The following is a 16,459-nucleotide window of genomic DNA, read 5'->3' on the forward strand; positions in this document are numbered from 1 at the left end:
GGTCAGTCCTGCCGCAGTTCGGCCTGCAGCTCGTCCAGCGCCGCCTGGCGCTCGCCGTCCTGCAGGTGGGCGCCGGGGTTGAGCGAGGACCACTCGGGATGGGCGCGGCAGCGCTGCAGCGCATCGGGCAGCTTGCCCTCGCGCCAGCTCTGATCCTGCGGGGTGGCCAGGCGGATCGCTTCGGTGGCGGCGTGCCCGCGAGTCGCAAGCACGGCGAGCAGTTGGCGCTGGCGCAAGGCGAGCAGGCGCAGCACGGCGTCATCGACGCTCAGTTCACGCTGGCCCTTGAGCTTGCCCAGCAGGCGATTGCCATAGTGCCGCGCGGTCTGCGCGCCGCCGCCGGCGATGGCGCCGAGCAGCGCCGCGGCACCGAGGGTGATGCCGCCGACCATCAGGTCGACCCCGGCACCGGCGGCCGCGCCTGCGGCCATGCCACTGCCGATCTTCACACCCAGCTGCTTTAAGGTTTCCGGATTGAACAGATCGTCGCCCCAGCGGCCGTCGAGCAACGGCAGGTCGCTGGCCGCCGCCTGCTCCTTGCGGAAGGCGTACAGGCGCAGCAGGGCCTCGACGCAGCGCTGCTCGCGGCCACGCACGGCGTCATGCAGTTCACGAATGGCGCCGCGCTCCAGTTCCGGCTGTGCGGCCACGCTGCGGCGGCAAGCGGCGACGTCCACCAGCAGCTCGGCAATCAGCCGTTGCCCGCTGACCAGGCGCGCCGCAGCCTGCGCCTCATGGTCTTCGATCAGCCGCTGCAGCTTGGGCCGTGCCTGTTCCAGCAGCAGCGCCAGGCTTTCGTACAGGCGGCGCTCGCCATCCACGGGCGGTGCCACGCTGTCGAAGCGCACCAGTGCATGCAGGCCGAGACGGGCCAGCGCCTGACGCCATTCATCTTCACGATGCCCCGGCTGGGCAACGAAGTTGAGCACCGGCAGCAGCGGCTTGCCGCAACCGGCGAGCACCGCCAGCTCGTCCTTGTACTTGGCCAGCACCGGCTCGCGGGCGTCGATCACGTAGAGCCCGGCATCGCTGGCCAGCAGCTGGCGCAGCACCTTGGCTTCCTGCTCGAAACGCTGGCGCGCCTCGCTGCCGTCGAGAAAACGTGCGGTGCGCGCCGGGCCGTCGAGGCGCTCGCCGGGGCGCTCCACTCGCTCCAGGTAGTCGAGCAGGGCGATGGCATCTTCCAGGCCGGGTGTGTCGTACAGCTCCAGCAGCGCTTCGCCGTCCACCGACAGTCGTGCGCCTTCGACGTGGCGAGTGGTGCTGGGGCGGTGCGAAACCTCGCCGAAACCGGCATCGCGGGTCAGGGTGCGCAGCAGCGAGGTCTTGCCGACATTGGTGTGGCCGACCACGGCGAGCTTCAGGGCTTCAGTCATGTCCGCTCTCCAGCCAGCCCAGCGGCGCAGCGCTTGAGTGGGGAAGGCCAAGGCTGTCCAGTGCCTGGTGCCAGTCATCCAGACGCGCGCTGTCCAGCGCCTCGCCGGGTGGTGCCTGTAGCAGCCAGACGCGAGTGGCTGCGGCGCAGCGCGACAGTTCGCCGAGCAGCGCCAGGGTGCCGCGATCCGGCGAGCGTCGGGGATCACAGGCGATGGCCAGGCGCGCCGGGGGAAAGCGGGTGAGCTGATCGAGCAGGCGTCGGCGCCCCTCGCGATCGTCGAGGATGCCGGCATCGGCAATGCCCTTGGACAGAGCCGGCGGCCATGAGTGGCTGCCATCCAGCTCGATGGCGACCAGTACGGCGCCGGCGCTGCCATCGAGCTGAGCGCCGGCGCTGGGAGCGTGCAGTTGGGCGGGTGCTGCATCACTGATACCGAGTCGCTCGCTGGGCGGCTGCAGGCGTTCGCGCAGCAGGCGATAGGCCGGCAGGCTCAGGTCGAGCTTCAACGCGGCGCGGCCGCGGCGCCAGCGCCACAGGCTGAACCCCGCCAATAACAGCCGCGGTAGCAGACCGTAGATCAGCAGCACGCCGACCAGCCAGCCGGCCCAGTGTTGCCGGGCGCCTTCCAGATCGCCGCCAAGTGCGCCACTGGCGCGGATCTGCTCGACATCCGGCACGCTGAAGCCGAGCAGTGCCGGCAGCGCGCCGAGGGCCTGGGTCAGGCCGACAAACGCACTCTCGCCGAGGATGGTGGTCTCCCAGACGAAGCCGTAGCGCCGCGTTGCCAGCAGGGCGAGCAAGGTAAGCAGGGCGCTGGCCATGGCCAGCAGCCAGAGGCCGTGTACGCCGACGCCTAACAGCCAGCGGCCCAGCCGATGTCGGTGCAGGATGGTCAGCAAGGCCGGCGCCAGCTGCGCGGCGCGGGCATCGCGGGCGAGTTTTTCGCTGAGCCAAAGCCACAAGCGTCCCAACGCACCGCCACTGTCGCGCGCGAAAAGCAGGCCGAGCAGCCAGCCGAGCAGGGTCAGCAGATTCAGCCCAAGCAGGCTGCCGAGCGCCCAGAACACGTTGACCGGTCGCTGCCCGTCGCCGAGCGCGGCGAAGGCCAGCCCGGCACCGGTGAAGACCGCCAGCAGCGCCAGCACGAAGCCACCCAGGCGTGCGCCCTGACGCCAGTGCTCAAGCGCTTCGATCAGCCCGTCACGGCGCGCCAGCCACAGCGCCCGGCGCTCGATCAGCGCCGGCAGGTCGCCGCCTTGCGCCCGAGCCTGGCGGTTGGCCTCGTCGTCCTCCAGCGGTCCGGCATGTTCTTCGCGCAGGCGTACGGCTTCGGTCAGCCAGAGGCGGTCGAGCGTATCGAGATCAGGGGCGGGGCGGGCTATCACACGGCATCTCGCTGGCGGGTCGTGCCCTGAGGATAACCGCTGCCGTGGGGAACGGGAAAACGGGGAGCCGTTGCGGCTCCCCGCTGTGGCCGTCAGTCGGCGTTGCGCAGGCGCACGGCGATGTCCGGCTGGTCGATGAACAGCCCGTCGATACCGGCGTCGAGGAAGGCGCGGATCTCCGTTTCGCTGTCGCCGCGTTCGTGGCGCTTGTCGCTGCTGCGCAGGTTGGCCGGGAGGAAGGTGTTTTCCGCGCGGAATGTGTACGGGTGGACCTTGAGGCCGGCGGCGTGGGCGGCGGCGACGAAGCCGGTCGGCGTGCCGAGGTTGCCGTTGGCATCGCGCGGGATGATGTAGCTCTTCTCCGGACCGACGCCGGCGGCGTAGCGGGAGATATCCTTGAGCCCGGCCGGCGTCGCCATCTGTGCGTAGGTCAGCTTGCTGCCGCGGACTTGCTGGTCATACGGCTGCCCCGAGCTGAACAGCTGCACCAGGCGCAGCTGTGTGAGGCGGCTGAGGGTCTTGAGGTTGTCCACCTCGAACGACTGGATATACACCGGCGCCTGCCGCCCGACGTAGCCGTTACGGGTGAGGATGCGCACCAGCGGCTTTTCCATGGCCAGGCCGAGCTGCTGGAAGTGTGTCGGGTGCTTGGTTTCCGGGTACAGGCCGATGCGCCGGCCCTGGCTGAGCTGCAGGGTTTTCACCAGATCGATGATCTCCTGCAGGGTCGGAATTTCCAGGCTGCCGTCGACCCGCGCGTTGCCCGGGCGGATATCCGGAATGCGCTCGATGGCGCGCAGGGTCTTCAGTTCGGCGAGGGTGAAATCTTCGCTGAACCAGCCGGTGAGGGTGACCCCATCGACCTGCTGGGTGCGCTTGCGATCGGCGAATTCGGGATGCTGCGAAACGTCCGTGGTCAGGCCCAGCTCATTGTCGTGACGAGCAACGATCTGCCCGTCGCGAGTCATCACCAGGTCCGGCTCGATGTAGTCGGCACCCTGGAAAACGGCCAGCGCATAGGCGGCCAGGGTGTGTTCCGGCAGGTAGCCACTGGCGCCGCGGTGCGCGATCACCAGCGGCGACGGCTCGCCACGGGCGGCCTGGTGTTTCACAGCATGTTCATCCGGCGCGGCGAAGCCCGCCAGTGGAAGCAGCAGGCTGCAGGCGGTCAGCCAGCGGCGAAGGGAAGCGGTGGTCTTGCGGGCCATTTCGGCATCTCCTCGGTTTGGATGTCACAGCCTGAGCCACTTGCATGACCGGATGTTGACGCTGCGTTGCTGCTTGTATTGCAAGACGATGAAGCCGACGAACGGCTGGCGCTTCGGCAAGCTGCGCTGCTCTGCTATTCTCGCCGCCATGAATCAGACCCGCCTTCCCCTCGCCATGATCGCCGCCCTCGCGCAGAACCGCGTGATCGGCCTCGACAATCGCATGCCCTGGCATCTGCCCGCCGATCTCAAGCATTTCAAGGCCATGACCCTCGGCAAGCCGATCATCATGGGCCGCAAGACTTGGGATTCGCTCGGTCGCCCGCTGCCGGGCCGGCTCAATCTGGTGGTCAGTCGGCAGGCGGATCTGCAGCTCGACGGGGCGGAAACCTTCACCGACCTGGACGCCGCGCTGGTGCGTGCCGAGCAGTGGGCGCGTGAGCAGGGCGTCGACGAGCTGATGCTGATTGGCGGTGCGCAGCTGTACGCCCAGGCGCTGGGGCAGGCGCAGCGGCTTTACCTGACACGAATCGATGCGGCTCCCGAAGGCGATGCATTCTTTCCGGCCTTCGACGAGGCTGAGTGGCAGTGCGTCGAAAGCCAGCCACATCCGGCCGAGGGCGAGGCACCAGCCTACCGCTTCGAAACCTGGCAAAAACAGCGCTGACCGGCACCTTCCTCGCTTGATCGGCGCCAAATCTTTCGCGGGCCGCAGCTTCTATGCTGGCCCGTCGCTGTCGTAACGAGAAATCTCATGCAACCTGACAAATCCGACGCCGCGGAAGCCGAGCGCGTTGCCGCGATCTTCGTCCGCCACCCGTTGTGGGAGGACGGCCTGGCGCTGCTCACTGGCACCGCGCTGGTCGCCCTTGGCATTGCCTTCTACAGCCATGCCGGGCTGCTGACCGGCGGCACCGTGGGCCTGGCCTTCCTGCTCAAGTACCTGGCGGGCTGGTCGTTCGGCCCGGCGTTCTTCCTGCTCAACCTGCCGTTCTATGCACTGGCGATCTGGCGTATGGGCTGGAAGTTCACTCTGCGCACCGTCTGCGCGGTGGGCCTGGTCTCGCTGTTTGCCGAGCTGACCCCGCAGTGGGTGCGCTTCGCCGAGCTGAACGTGATCTACGCCGCGGTGTTCGGCGGTTTCGCCATCGGCATCGGCCTGCTGATCCTGTTCCGCCACCGCGCCAGCCTTGGCGGGGTGAACATTCTCGCGCTGTTCCTGCAGGAGCGTTTCGGCCTGCGCGCCGGCACCTTCCAGATGGGCATCGACGCGTTGATCGTCATGGCCGCGGTGTTCGTCGTGCCGGCGGACAAGGTGCTGCTGTCGGTACTCGGCGCCGTGGCGCTGAATCTGGTGCTGGCGATCAATCACCGCGCCGATCGCTACATGGGCGTTAGCTGAGGCTGATCAGCTCGACCTGTGCATCACCGTCGTTCAACTCCAGCAGCGCCAGGCTGATCGGCAGGCTGAAGCGTCGTGGCCCGGCGCTGCCAGGGTTCACGTAGAGCACGCCGTCGCGCCGCTCGACCTTCGGTTTATGCGAGTGGCCGGCGATCACCACGTCGATGCCGGCGACGAGCGGGTCGATGTCCAGCTGCTTGAGGTCGTGCAGCACGTGCAGGCTGAGACCGCCGATTCGCAGATCCAGTCGCTCGGGTAGCTCCCGTGCCCATTCGGCCGTATCGATATTGCCGCGAATCGCCTCCAGCGGCGCGATGGCGCGCAGCCCGTCGAGCACCTGTGGTTTGCCGATATCGCCGGCGTGAATGATCTGTGCGCAGCCCTGCAGTGCCGCTGCTGCCTCGGGGCGGAGCAGGCCGTGGGTGTCGGAGATCAGGCCGATGCGCATGCCGGTGTTCCCTTTAACTGCTTCGTCAGGTCATCCGACCCTTGGCCGACCGCTGTGGTTGCGGCAGGCTTGGGCTGTTCGGGTCGAGGAGTCTGGCATGGATCGGGTGGATTGCGTGGTGGTGGGTGCGGGAGTGGTCGGGCTGGCGGTGGCATGTGCGCTGGCGCTGGCCGGCCGCGAGGTGCTGGTTCTGGAAGCCGAGGCGGCCTTTGGCACCGCCACCAGCGCGCGCAACAGCGAAGTCATCCACGCCGGCATCTATTACCCGCAGGGCTCGCTCAAAGGCCGGCTGTGCGTCGCCGGGCGCCGCCAGCTCTACGATTTCTGCGACAGTCACGGCGTGGCCTATCGCCGCTGTGGCAAGCTGATCGTCGCCACCGACGAGGCCCAGATCGCTGCGCTGGAGCAATTGCAGCGGCACGCGCAGGCCAATGGGGTCGACGATCTGCAGCGTCTGGATGGCCACGAGGTGCTGGCGCTGGAACCGCAGCTACATGCGGTGGCTGGGCTGCTTTCGCCAAGCACCGGCATCATCGACAGCCACGCGCTGATGCTGGCACTGCTGGGCGATGCCGAGCGCCACGGTGCGGTGCTGGCGCTGAACGCGCCGGTGGCGGATATCGTGGCCGCCAGCGACGGTTTGCGGGTCGAGGTAGGCGGCGCCGATCCACTGCAGCTGCTGGCACGCACAGTGGTGAATTGCGCCGGGCATGGCGCCCCGGTACTTGCCGCGCGCACTCAGGGCCTGAGCGATGCCGCGCGGCCGCGGCAGTTCTTCGCCAAGGGCAGCTACTTCAGCCTGAGCGGGTGCACGCCATTTCGCCATCTGGTTTATCCGCTGCCCGAGCCCGGCGGCCTCGGCGTGCACCTGACCCTGGACCTGGCGGGGCAGGCGCGTTTCGGCCCGGATGTGCAGTGGGTCGATGACCTGGATTACCGCATCGAGCCGGCACGGGCCGAGGGCTTCTACGCCGCGATCCGTCGCTACTGGCCAGGGCTGCCGGACGATGCCTTGCAACCGGCCTACACCGGCATCCGGCCGAAGATCAGCGGGCCTGGCGAGGCGGCCGCGGACTTTCGCATCGATGGCCCGGCGCAGCACGGTATCGCCGGCCTGGTGAACCTGTTCGGCATCGAATCGCCGGGCCTGACCGCGTGCCTGGCGATTGCCGAACACGTCTGCGGGCTGCTCGAACACAAGGCACTGGCGACCTGATCACGGGCTGTCACGCTCGCATTGCGGCCCATCCGGGCGGGTAGCACACTGCAACCCGCCGCGATCGGACGGCGCAATCACCGGCAAAAGGAACATGCATGGAACAGACAGGCGAAGCCCGGCCACTGAAGATCTACCTGGCTGTTGGGGTGCTACAGGGTTTGGTCCTTTGGGCAGCCAGTGAGGCGTGGCCACACTCCACGGGCTGGCGGGTCCTGTGCTCGGCACTGCTGGCGTTCACGGTGATTGGCGGCTGGCAGGTGCAGCTGCTCTGGGGCGGGCTGCGCGAGGCCGGACGCTGGCGTCTGGTGCTTGCCGCTGCCGTGTTGCCGGCCGTGCTGGCGGGTGGTCTCGCACTGCAATTCGACCAGCCGCGCTGGTATTACCTGGGTGAATCCGTCGGCACCCTGCTGCTCTGGAGCAACCTGATCCTGGCTTATGTGCTGACACCCTTCATCCAGGCGCGGGATGCCGATCATCGCTGGCGTGTCGACTACGCCGCGCTGTATCGGCATGCCATCAACAACGGGCTATTGCTGTTCATGGCGCTGCTGATGCTGGCGGCGTTCTGGCTGCTGATCTGGCTCTGGGCCGGCTTGTTCAAGCTGGTCGGCATCAGGATCTTCGCAACGCTGTTCGAGTCCTCCGGCTTTATCTGGATTGCCAGCGCGACGGTGGTCGCCATTGGACTGTGGATCGGCCTGGAACGCGGTCAGGTGGTCGATGCGCTGCGCAACGTGCTGCAGGCGATGTGTCGCTTCCTGCTGCCGCTGACGGTGCTGATCCTGCTGATCTTCGTGGTTTGCCTGCCGTTCACCGGCCTGCAGCCGTTGTGGGAAACCCGCCATGCGACGCCGATCCTGCTGGCCATGGTGTTCGCTCATGTCGCGCTGTTGAACGGCGTCGTTCAGGATGGCCGGCAAGCGGTGCATTACCCACGGGCGCTGCGCGTGCTGGTCGACGCCAGCTCCCTGTGCCTGCCGCTGCTGGCTGCTCTTGCGGTGTACGCGCTCTGGCTGCGGATCGATCAATACGGGCTCACGCCTGATCGAGTGGTGGCGGTCGGGGCGACGCTGGTTGCGCTGCTGCACGCGCTGGCGCTGATGGCGGCGGTGCTGCAACGGCGGGATGGCTGGTTGGCCGGCTTGCGCCGGAGCAACCCGCTGCTGGCGCTGATTTCGGTGGCGCTGTTGCTGCTCATGCATCTGCCACCGTTGAGCCCGTTGCAGCTCAGCGCGGCCAACCAGTACCAGCGCCTGCTCGACGAGCGGGTGCCGACAGAACGCACCGACCTTGGCGCATTACGCTTCCAGCTGGGACAACCCGGCCGCGACCATCTGGAAAAGCTGCGCCAGCGCCTGGCCGAGCCTGGCCTCGCAGACGCGCATCGGGAGCAACTGCAGGCAGACCTGCAGCGATTGGACAAGGCCGACAGCTACTGGAACTGGCGACACGAGCACGATATGGCCAATACCGCACCGGTGCCCTGGATCGGCGAGCCTCTCGAGGAGGCCGGTGGCGAGTTGTCACAGGCCATCGCGACCCAGGGCTGTGACGGGGACTGCACCCTGTTTGCCGTCGATCTAGATGACGACAGCCAGCCTGAGGTGCTTTTGTTGCGCGGTGCACGGCCGCGGGTCGTGACGGTGCTGGGGCGTGGCGATACCGGCGGCTGGCGCTGGATCGGGCACCTGCGCACGACCGATCAGCAAACGCTCGACGGCGAGACGCTCAGGCAGCAGATCGAGCGTGGCGCTTTACAGGTGGTAGCGCCGCGCTTCAAGGCGCTGGAGATCGACGGCATTCGGCTGGAGCCGGCAATCACCGAATAGTCTGCTGAGCATGAAAAAGCCCGACGCGAAGGTCGGGCTTTTCATTTACAGCGAGCAAGTCTGGCGATCAGCCGTCCAGCAGCGCCTTGTTGCGCACCGCACCCTTGTCGGCACTGGTAGCCAGCAGGGCGTACGCCTTGAGCGCCGTGGTCACCTTGCGGGTGCGCGGCTGGGCGGGTTTCCAGCCCTTCTTGTCCTGCTCGATGCGGCGGTGGGACAGCTCTTCATCGCTGACCTGCAGCTGGATGCTGCGGTTGGGGATGTCGATCAGCACCTTGTCGCCATCGCGCACCAGGCCAATGGCGCCGCCCGCCGCCGCTTCCGGCGAGGCGTGGCCGATGGACAGGCCCGAGGTGCCGCCGGAGAAACGGCCGTCGGTGAGCAGGGCGCAATCCTTGCCCAGCCCTTTGGACTTGAGGTACGAGGTCGGATAGAGCATTTCTTGCATGCCGGGGCCGCCTTTCGGGCCTTCGTAGCGAATGATGACGATGTCGCCGGCCTTCACCTCGTCAGCGAGGATGCCCTTCACGGCGCTGTCCTGGCTTTCGTAGATCTTCGCCGTGCCTTCGAAGACGTGGATGGATTCGTCCACGCCCGCGGTCTTCACCACGCAGCCATCCAGCGCGATGTTGCCGTACAGCACAGCCAGACCGCCTTCCTGCGAGTAGGCGTGCTCGACGCTGCGGATGCAGCCGTTTTCGCGGTCGTCATCCAGGCTGTCCCAGCGGGTCGACTGGCTGAATGCCGTTTGCGTCGGAATACCGGCCGGGCCGGCCTTGAAGAAGGTGTGTACCGCTTCGTCCTGGGTCTGGGTGATGTCCCATTGGGCGATGCCTTCAGCAAGGGTCCGGCTATGCACGGTGGGTACGTCAGTGTGCAGCAGGCCGCCACGGGCCAGTTCGCCAAGGATGGAGAAGATGCCGCCGGCGCGGTGCACGTCTTCCATGTGGTATTTCTGGATGTTCGGCGCGACTTTGCACAGCTGCGGCACCTTGCGTGACAGGGCGTCGATGGCGCGCAGGTCGAAATCGACCTCGGCTTCCTGAGCGGCGGCCAGCAGGTGAAGAATGGTGTTGGTCGAGCCACCCATGGCGATATCGAGCGTCATGGCATTCTCGAACGCGCGGCGGCTGGCGATGTTGCGCGGCAGGACCGATTCGTCGCCCTCGCCGTAATAGCGCTTGCACAGCTCGACGACGGTGCGGCCGGCGCGCAGGAACAGCTGCTCGCGGTCGCTGTGGGTGGCCAGGGTCGAACCGTTGCCGGGCAGGGCCAGGCCCAGGGCTTCGGCCAAACAGTTCATCGAGTTGGCGGTGAACATGCCGGAGCAGCTGCCGCACGTCGGGCAGGCGCTGCGCTCGTATTCGGCGACCTTTTCATCGGACGCGCTTTCATCGGCAGCGATGACCATGGCGTCGACCAGATCCAGGCCGTGGCTGGCCAGCTTGGTCTTGCCGGCTTCCATCGGGCCGCCGGAGACGAACACCACCGGGATGTTCAGGCGCAGGGCGGCCATCAGCATGCCGGGGGTGATCTTGTCGCAGTTGGAGATGCAGACGATGGCGTCGGCGCAATGCGCGTTGACCATGTATTCCACCGAGTCGGCGATGATTTCGCGCGAGGGCAGCGAATAGAGCATGCCGTCGTGGCCCATGGCGATGCCGTCATCGACCGCGATGGTGTTGAATTCCTTGGCGACGCCGCCGTGCTTCTCGATCTCGCGAGCGACCAGCTGACCGAGGTCCTTCAGATGCACGTGACCGGGGACGAACTGGGTGAACGAGTTGGCGATGGCGATGATCGGCTTCTTGAAGTCTTCGTCCTTCATGCCGGTGGCACGCCACAGCGCGCGGGCACCGGCCATGTTGCGGCCGTGCGTGGAGGTTTTCGAACGGTAATCAGGCATGACGGTTCCTGCGGCTAATCAGGTAATCGGAGGTATGCGTATGGTGAGCAACGCCTGTGCCGGATGCAACGGAGGATGACCGTGCGTTCGGAAGGGGCCGGGTCGAGGCGGGTAGACGCTCGTAGGGCCTGGGCTCAGAGTCCGCCGTGTGGTGAATGGCGAGATATCACCGATTCTACGCACGTTCCCGTGCGCGAGCCAGGCGGGACGATTGCCGGTCTCGCGCCAGCCCGCGTGCTAGCCGGCCGGCGCTGCACGGAGCGCCGTTACTGCTGTCTTTCAGAACCTTTTTCCGGTCCATGACCGCCGGTCCGCTTGGCTGGCGGGTCAGAGATCGCTCGCTAGAGTCCATTTCCGACCGTAGTGCCAGCTGAGGCAGCCTTCAAGGCTGCTCAGCCACGGCGCGTGGTCACTCGCCAGGAGCACCCGTTTTGCGGAGGTAGCGGTTAGCGCTTGCTGGCGTTTAGTCCTTATACCAATGACAAGAACGAGGAAGACAGATGCACACATTCGCACGTGGATACTTAGGGGCTGCCGCTCTGCTGGTCCTGTCCGCTTCCGCCATGGCTGCGCCATTGCCGGACACGCCCGGTACGGCATTCCCCGCGGTTTCGAGCTTCGACAACTCCGGCCCATATGCGGTCAGCAGCCAGAGCGAGGGGCCGAACTGCCGGGTCTACCGGCCGCGCACCCTCGGCCAGAACGGAGTCCGGCACCCGATCATCCTCTGGGGTAATGGCACCGGTACCGGGCCGACCACCTATTCCGGACTGCTGACTCACTGGGCCAGCCATGGCTTCGTGGTCGCCGCGGCGGAAACCTCCAACGCCGGGACCGGCCGGGAAATGCTGGCCTGTCTGGACTATCTGGTGCAGGAGAGCAATCGCACGTACGGCACCTACGTTGGCGTGCTGAACACCGGGCGGGTCGCTACATCGGGCCATTCCCAGGGCGGTGGCGGGTCGATCATGGCCGGCCAGGACGACCGCGTGCGGGTGACCGCGCCGATCCAGCCCTACACCATCGGTCTCGGGCATGACTCGTCGTCGCAGCGCAATCAGCGCGGACCGATGTTCCTGATGTCCGGAGGGGCCGACACCATCGCGGTTCCCTATCTGAACGCCCAGCCGGTCTACACCCGCGCCAATGTCCCGATCTTCTGGGGTGAGCGGCGCTACGTCAGCCACTTCGAACCGGTCGGCAGCGGCGGCGAGTATCGTGGACCGACTACCGCCTGGTTCCGCTATCACCTGATGGACGACCAGTCGGCGCGGAGCACCTTCTACGGGCGTCTCTGCCGGCTGTGCACCAGCCTGCTCTGGAGTGTAGAGCGCAAGGGCATCGAATAGCGGCGTGAGTCGTGCGCAAGGCGACGGCTCGCCGTCGTCTTGCGCATCTGGGGGGATGCGGATCAGCTGTTGGGCAGGATGCGGCAGGTCAGGCTCTTGATGTAGCGTGTCTCGGGTATTGCCGGATGCACCGGATGATCCGGGCCCTGGGCGCCGCGCTCGAGCAGCTGGATGTTGCGGTCCAGATGGCGCGCGCTGCCGAGCAGGATGTTCTGCAGGTCGTCCTCGGGCAGATGCATCGAGCAACTGGCGCTGACCAGAATGCCGTCCTTGTTCAGCAGACGCATGGCTGCTTCGTTGAGGCGACGGTAGGCGGCCTCACCGTTCTTCAGGTCCTTCTTGCGCTTGATGAAGGCCGGCGGATCGGTGATCACCACCTCGAAGCGCTCTTCCGCGTTCTTCAGTTCCTTCATCGCCTCGAAGGCATCGCCCTCGACGCAGGTCATCTTCTCGGCCACGCCATTGAGCGCGGCGTTACGCTCGACACCATCCAGCGCGAACGCTGAGGCATCGACGCAGAACACTTCGCTGGCGCCGAAGGCCGCCGCCTGTACGCCCCAGCCACCGATGTAGCTGAACAGGTCGAGCACGCGCTTGCCCTTGACGTAAGGCGCCAGGCGCGCGCGGTTCATGCGGTGGTCATAGAACCAGCCAGTCTTCTGGCCCTGCATGACCGGCGCCTCGAACTTCACGCCGTTCTCTTCCAGTGCCACCCATTCCGGGACCACACCGAACGCAGTATCGACGTAGCGCTCGAGGCCCTCGGCGTCACGGGCGCTGGAGTCGTTCTTCCACAGTACGCCGCTGGGCTTGAGCACCTGTACCAGCGCTTCGAGCACGGCGTCCTTGTTGCGCTCCATGGTGGCCGAGGCGAGCTGCACGACGAGGATGTCGAAGAAACGGTCGACGACCAGCCCCGGCAGCAGGTCGGAATCGCCGTAGACCAGGCGGTAGCAGGGCTGCTCGAACAGTCGCTCGCGCAGGCTCAGGGCAACCTTGATGCGATGCACCAGCAGCGACTTGTCCAGGCTGTGCTTGAGGTCGCGCGACAGCAACCGCGCACAGATCAGATTGTTCGGCGATACCCCGACGATGCCCAGCGGCTTGCCGCCGGCCGCTTCGAGCACAGCCTGGTCCCCTGCGACGAAGCCGGCCAGCGGCGTGGCCGCGGTGTCGACTTCGTTGCTGTAGACCCAGAGGTGGCCGGCGCGCAGGCGGCGATCGGCGTTGGCTTTGAGGCGCAGGCTGGGCAGGGTCATCGGCAGGGCTCCGGGAAAAAGACGGGCATTCTAAACGAGCCGCAGGTCACGCGCGCCGGCGCTGCGGGAAAATCCTCGCAGCGCCTGCCGCGCATCGTCCGCTCAGGCGGACAGGGCCTCGACCAGCGCCTGGCTGAACGCCGGGATGTCATCCGGTTTGCGGCTGCTGATCAGCTGACCGTCCACCACCACCTCCTGGTCCACCCATTCGGCGCCGGCGTTCTTCAGGTCGTCGGTAAGCGAGGGCCAGCTGGTCATGCGCTTGCCCTTGACCAGGCCGGCCGAGATCAGCAGCCAGCCGCCATGGCAGATCACCGCGATCGGCTTGTTCGCCGCGGCGGCATCGCGCACCAGCTGTTGTGCGGTTTCGTCGGTGCGAATGGTGTCGGAATTGACCACGCCACCGGGCAGCAGCAGCGCGTCGTAGTCATTCATATCGAGGCCGTCGAAGGTCTTGTCTACGTGAAACTTGCTGGCCGGCGTGGTGTGGTTCCATCCGGTCACCTCGCCATTCTTGGCCGAAACGATCTCCGCGGTCGCTCCGGCATTTTCCAACGCCTCCTTCGGCCCGGTCAGCTCGACCTGCTCGAAGCCGTCGGTCACCAGTATTGCCACGCGCTTGCCAGCGAGAGATTGGCTCATCAGCATTGCCTCCTTCTGTCCTGTCGGTCGCCCCGCGGAATGCGGGTCACTTGAAATGTGACCCGCATCTCAGCCAAAGTTCGCCTTTTGGTGCCGATGGCACTTTGCCCTCTCCTTGAGCGTCCCTTCATGGCCGTTGACCTCTCCGCCGAACAGATTAGCCGGGTGCTGCAAGGCATCAGCGTGCCTCCGCAACCGCAAATCATGGTCGACCTGCAGATGGAGCAGGTCATGCCCGTTCCGGATCTGAAGGCCATCTCGCGGCTGATCAGCCAGGACCCGGGACTGTCCGGCGCATTGCTGAAGATCGTCAATTCGCCATATTTCGGCCTCGCCAACCGCATCGCTTCCATTCAGCAGGCAGTGAATCTGCTGGGCTGCAATTCGGTGATCAACCTGATCAATGCCCAGTCGATCAAGGGCGAGATGAGTGACGAAACCATCGTCACCCTCAGCCGATTCTGGGATACCGCACAGGATGTCGCGATGGCCTGCCTGACCCTTGCCAAGCGCATCGGCTACCAGTCGCCGGATGAGGCATACACCCTGGGCCTGTTCCATAACTGCGGTATCCCGTTGATGCTCAAGCGCTTCCCCGGCTACATGGCGGTGCTGGAGGAGGCCTATGCAAGCGCCGGGACTGAACAGCGCATCGTCGACATCGAGAACCGCGTGCTCAGCACCAACCATGCGGTGGTTGGTTACTTCACCGCCAAGTCGTGGAACCTGCCGTTGCACCTGTGCGATGCCATCGCCAATCACCACAACGCCCTGTCGTTGTTCTCCGACGACTCGGGACGCGATGCACCGATCAAGACGCTGCTGGCGATCCTCAAGATGGCCGAGCACATCTGTGCCTGCCATCGCGTGCTCGGCGCTCAGCCGGATGATCATGAGTGGGAAAGCATCTCCCAGCTGGTGCTCGAATATGTCGGGCTCTCGGAATACGATTTTCTCTGCCTCAAGGAAAGCATCCGCGAGCTGGGCGTGGGCTGACGCCCCGGCGTCGGCCTGCTAAGGTCGGCATCCCTTCGCTGTATCCAACGTCTGCCATGCCCGAACTCCCAGAAGTTGAAACTACCCGTCGTGGCATCGAGCCGCACCTGCTCGGTCAGCGCGTCGACCGCGTGCTGGTGCGCGACCGGCGCCTGCGCTGGCCGGTTCCGGAGGACCTTGATGTGCGCCTGTCCGGCCAGCGTATCGATGCCGTCGAGCGGCGCGCCAAGTACCTGCTGATCAAGGCCGAAACCGGCACATTGATCGTCCATCTGGGTATGTCAGGCAGCCTGCGCCTGGTGGACGCGGCGCAGCCGGTGGGCAAGCACGATCACGTCGATATTCTGCTGGAGTCCGGCCAGGCACTGCGCTACACCGACCCGCGGCGTTTCGGCGCGATGCTCTGGAGCGAGGAGCCTCTCGCCCATGTGCTGCTGGCGAGCCTCGGACCCGAGCCGCTGGGTGAGGATTTCGACGGCGACCGGCTGTATCGGCTGTCCCGCGGGCGGAGCATGGCGGTCAAGCCGTTCATCATGGACAACGCCGTGGTGGTGGGCGTCGGCAATATCTATGCGAGCGAGGCGCTGTTCGCCGCCGGCATCGACCCGCGGCGCCCGGCAGGAAGCATCTCGCGAGCGCGTTACCTGAAACTGGGCGAGGAAGTCCGACGGATACTGGCGATGGCCATCGAGCGCGGCGGCACGACCCTGCGCGACTTCGTCGGCGGCGACGGCAAGCCCGGTTACTTCCAGCAGGAGCTGTTCGTCTACGGACGGGCCGGCGAATTCTGCAAGAGCTGCGGCTCGACCCTGCGCGAGATTCGTCTCGGTCAGCGCGCCAGTGTCTATTGCAGCCGTTGCCAGCGTTGAGCGCTCGCAGACTGCGCGTGCATTGACGGCGTTCACGCTCAGCTTGCCCCGGCCACTGCTATAGTGGCCGCCACAACTAAAATTGCCGCGTTTCGCACAGCTGAAGGACCACACCATGAACCTGTTCCGCTCTACCGCTGCTGTCTTGGCACTGACCACTGGCCTGCTGGCGCTGCCGGCGCATGCGGAATCGGTTCCGCAGAATGTCAGCGGCGATCCGATGTACGCCGTTGAGGCACCCAAGGCCTACTCGATGATCGGCGATCTGGTCATCGCCCGTCCGCTGCTGATCGGCGCGACCGTGCTGGGCGCCGCCGCTTTCGTCGTCAGCCTGCCGTTCACCGCGCTGGGCGGTAACGTCGGCGAGGCTGGCAAGGCATTGGTGGTCGAGCCCGGCAAGGCGGCCTTCGTCCGTTGCCTGGGTTGCACCACCAGTGGCTATGGCGCCCAGAATTGATCGACATCATCCGCGCCGCGACTCGCCAGGCATGAGCCTTTCGGTCGCGGTGCTGCTGCAGTAGGCTTCGCCTCCCATTCCGCACCGCGAAGCCCAACGCTTGAACAATCGC

General features: G+C 66.2%; 15 protein-coding genes. 8 read left to right on the forward strand and 7 right to left on the reverse strand.

All coding sequences use genetic code 11. The features are described 5' to 3' along the window. Nucleotides 1–2: 2 nt before the first annotated feature. The 3 genes from PSEST_RS01115 to PSEST_RS01125 all read right to left on the reverse strand — a co-directional run bounded on the left by PSEST_RS01115 (nt 3) and on the right by PSEST_RS01125 (nt 3,971). Nucleotides 3–1,376 carry a DUF3482 domain-containing protein gene (locus PSEST_RS01115; protein ID WP_015275238.1) on the reverse strand — a complete coding sequence of 458 codons (1,374 nt, stop codon included), beginning with the start codon at nt 1,374–1,376 and terminating at the stop codon, nt 3–5. Next, nucleotides 1,369–2,763, reverse strand: a complete 1,395-nt coding sequence (locus PSEST_RS01120) for a DUF2868 domain-containing protein (RefSeq protein ID WP_015275239.1) — start codon at nt 2,761–2,763, stop codon at nt 1,369–1,371. Before PSEST_RS01120 ends, PSEST_RS01115 begins: the two co-directional genes overlap by 8 nt. Nucleotides 2,764–2,855: 92 nt before the next feature. Next, on the reverse strand, nt 2,856–3,971 hold the full coding sequence (locus tag PSEST_RS01125; protein ID WP_015275240.1) for a glycerophosphodiester phosphodiesterase: 1,116 nt from the start codon (nt 3,969–3,971) through the stop codon (nt 2,856–2,858). A 148-nt stretch (nt 3,972–4,119) separates the two neighbouring features. On the opposite strand from PSEST_RS01125, the gene PSEST_RS01130 reads away from it, so the two are divergent. Both PSEST_RS01130 and PSEST_RS01135 read left to right on the forward strand, forming a co-directional pair. Further along, nucleotides 4,120–4,638 carry a dihydrofolate reductase gene (locus tag PSEST_RS01130; protein ID WP_041756858.1) on the forward strand — a complete coding sequence of 173 codons (519 nt, stop codon included), beginning with the start codon at nt 4,120–4,122 and terminating at the stop codon, nt 4,636–4,638. An 87-nt stretch (nt 4,639–4,725) separates the two neighbouring features. Then, a complete protein-coding gene (locus PSEST_RS01135) occupies nt 4,726–5,373 on the forward strand; it encodes a YitT family protein (RefSeq protein WP_015275242.1) in 648 nt (215 codons plus the stop codon). Here PSEST_RS01135 and PSEST_RS01140 read toward each other — a convergent pair. Further along, nucleotides 5,366–5,821, reverse strand: a complete 456-nt coding sequence (locus tag PSEST_RS01140; protein WP_015275243.1) for a metallophosphoesterase family protein — start codon at nt 5,819–5,821, stop codon at nt 5,366–5,368. The genes PSEST_RS01135 and PSEST_RS01140 overlap by 8 nt on opposite strands. A 97-nt stretch (nt 5,822–5,918) precedes the next feature. On the opposite strand from PSEST_RS01140, the gene PSEST_RS01145 reads away from it, so the two are divergent. Together PSEST_RS01145 and PSEST_RS01150 are read left to right on the forward strand one after the other, a co-directional pair. Next, entirely contained in the window at nt 5,919–7,037 is a 1,119-nt protein-coding gene (locus PSEST_RS01145) for an NAD(P)/FAD-dependent oxidoreductase (RefSeq protein ID WP_015275244.1), read from the forward strand. 98 nt (nt 7,038–7,135) lie between these two features. Next, nucleotides 7,136–8,869 carry a DUF4153 domain-containing protein gene (locus PSEST_RS01150; RefSeq protein ID WP_015275245.1) on the forward strand — a complete coding sequence of 578 codons (1,734 nt, stop codon included), beginning with the start codon at nt 7,136–7,138 and terminating at the stop codon, nt 8,867–8,869. Between the two features lie 67 nt (nt 8,870–8,936). Here PSEST_RS01150 and ilvD read toward each other — a convergent pair whose 3' ends face one another. Beyond that, a complete protein-coding gene (gene ilvD / locus PSEST_RS01155; protein WP_015275246.1) occupies nt 8,937–10,775 on the reverse strand; it encodes a dihydroxy-acid dehydratase in 1,839 nt (612 codons plus the stop codon). Nucleotides 10,776–11,275: 500 nt separating this feature from the next. On the opposite strand from ilvD, the gene PSEST_RS01160 reads away from it, so the two are divergent. Next, nucleotides 11,276–12,124, forward strand: a complete 849-nt coding sequence (locus tag PSEST_RS01160) for a hypothetical protein (protein ID WP_015275247.1) — start codon at nt 11,276–11,278, stop codon at nt 12,122–12,124. Between the two features lie 62 nt (nt 12,125–12,186). On the opposite strand, the gene PSEST_RS01165 is transcribed toward PSEST_RS01160, so the two are convergent. Together PSEST_RS01165 and PSEST_RS01170 are read right to left on the reverse strand one after the other, a co-directional pair. Next, on the reverse strand, nt 12,187–13,383 hold the full coding sequence (locus PSEST_RS01165) for a class I SAM-dependent rRNA methyltransferase (RefSeq protein ID WP_015275248.1): 1,197 nt from the start codon (nt 13,381–13,383) through the stop codon (nt 12,187–12,189). A gap of 102 nt (nt 13,384–13,485) precedes the next feature. Next, complete coding sequence (locus PSEST_RS01170) at nt 13,486–14,025, reverse strand: type 1 glutamine amidotransferase domain-containing protein (RefSeq protein ID WP_015275249.1); 540 nt, start codon at nt 14,023–14,025, stop codon at nt 13,486–13,488. A gap of 129 nt (nt 14,026–14,154) precedes the next feature. Here PSEST_RS01170 and PSEST_RS01175 point away from each other — a divergent pair, with 129 nt between their 5' ends. The 3 genes from PSEST_RS01175 to PSEST_RS01185 all read left to right on the forward strand — a co-directional run bounded on the left by PSEST_RS01175 (nt 14,155) and on the right by PSEST_RS01185 (nt 16,347). Beyond that, a complete protein-coding gene (locus PSEST_RS01175) occupies nt 14,155–15,021 on the forward strand; it encodes an HDOD domain-containing protein (RefSeq protein WP_015275250.1) in 867 nt (288 codons plus the stop codon). Between the two features lie 56 nt (nt 15,022–15,077). Then, a complete protein-coding gene (gene mutM, locus PSEST_RS01180; protein ID WP_015275251.1) occupies nt 15,078–15,890 on the forward strand; it encodes a bifunctional DNA-formamidopyrimidine glycosylase/DNA-(apurinic or apyrimidinic site) lyase in 813 nt (270 codons plus the stop codon). A 115-nt stretch (nt 15,891–16,005) separates the two neighbouring features. Then, nucleotides 16,006–16,347 (forward strand): hypothetical protein, encoded by a 342-nt coding sequence (locus tag PSEST_RS01185; RefSeq protein WP_015275252.1) that lies wholly within the window; start codon nt 16,006–16,008, stop codon nt 16,345–16,347. The last annotated feature ends 112 nt before the right edge of the window (nt 16,348–16,459 follow it).

It is taken from the genome of Stutzerimonas stutzeri RCH2 (genome assembly GCF_000327065.1).
GTDB lineage: Bacteria > Pseudomonadota > Gammaproteobacteria > Pseudomonadales > Pseudomonadaceae > Stutzerimonas > Stutzerimonas stutzeri_AE.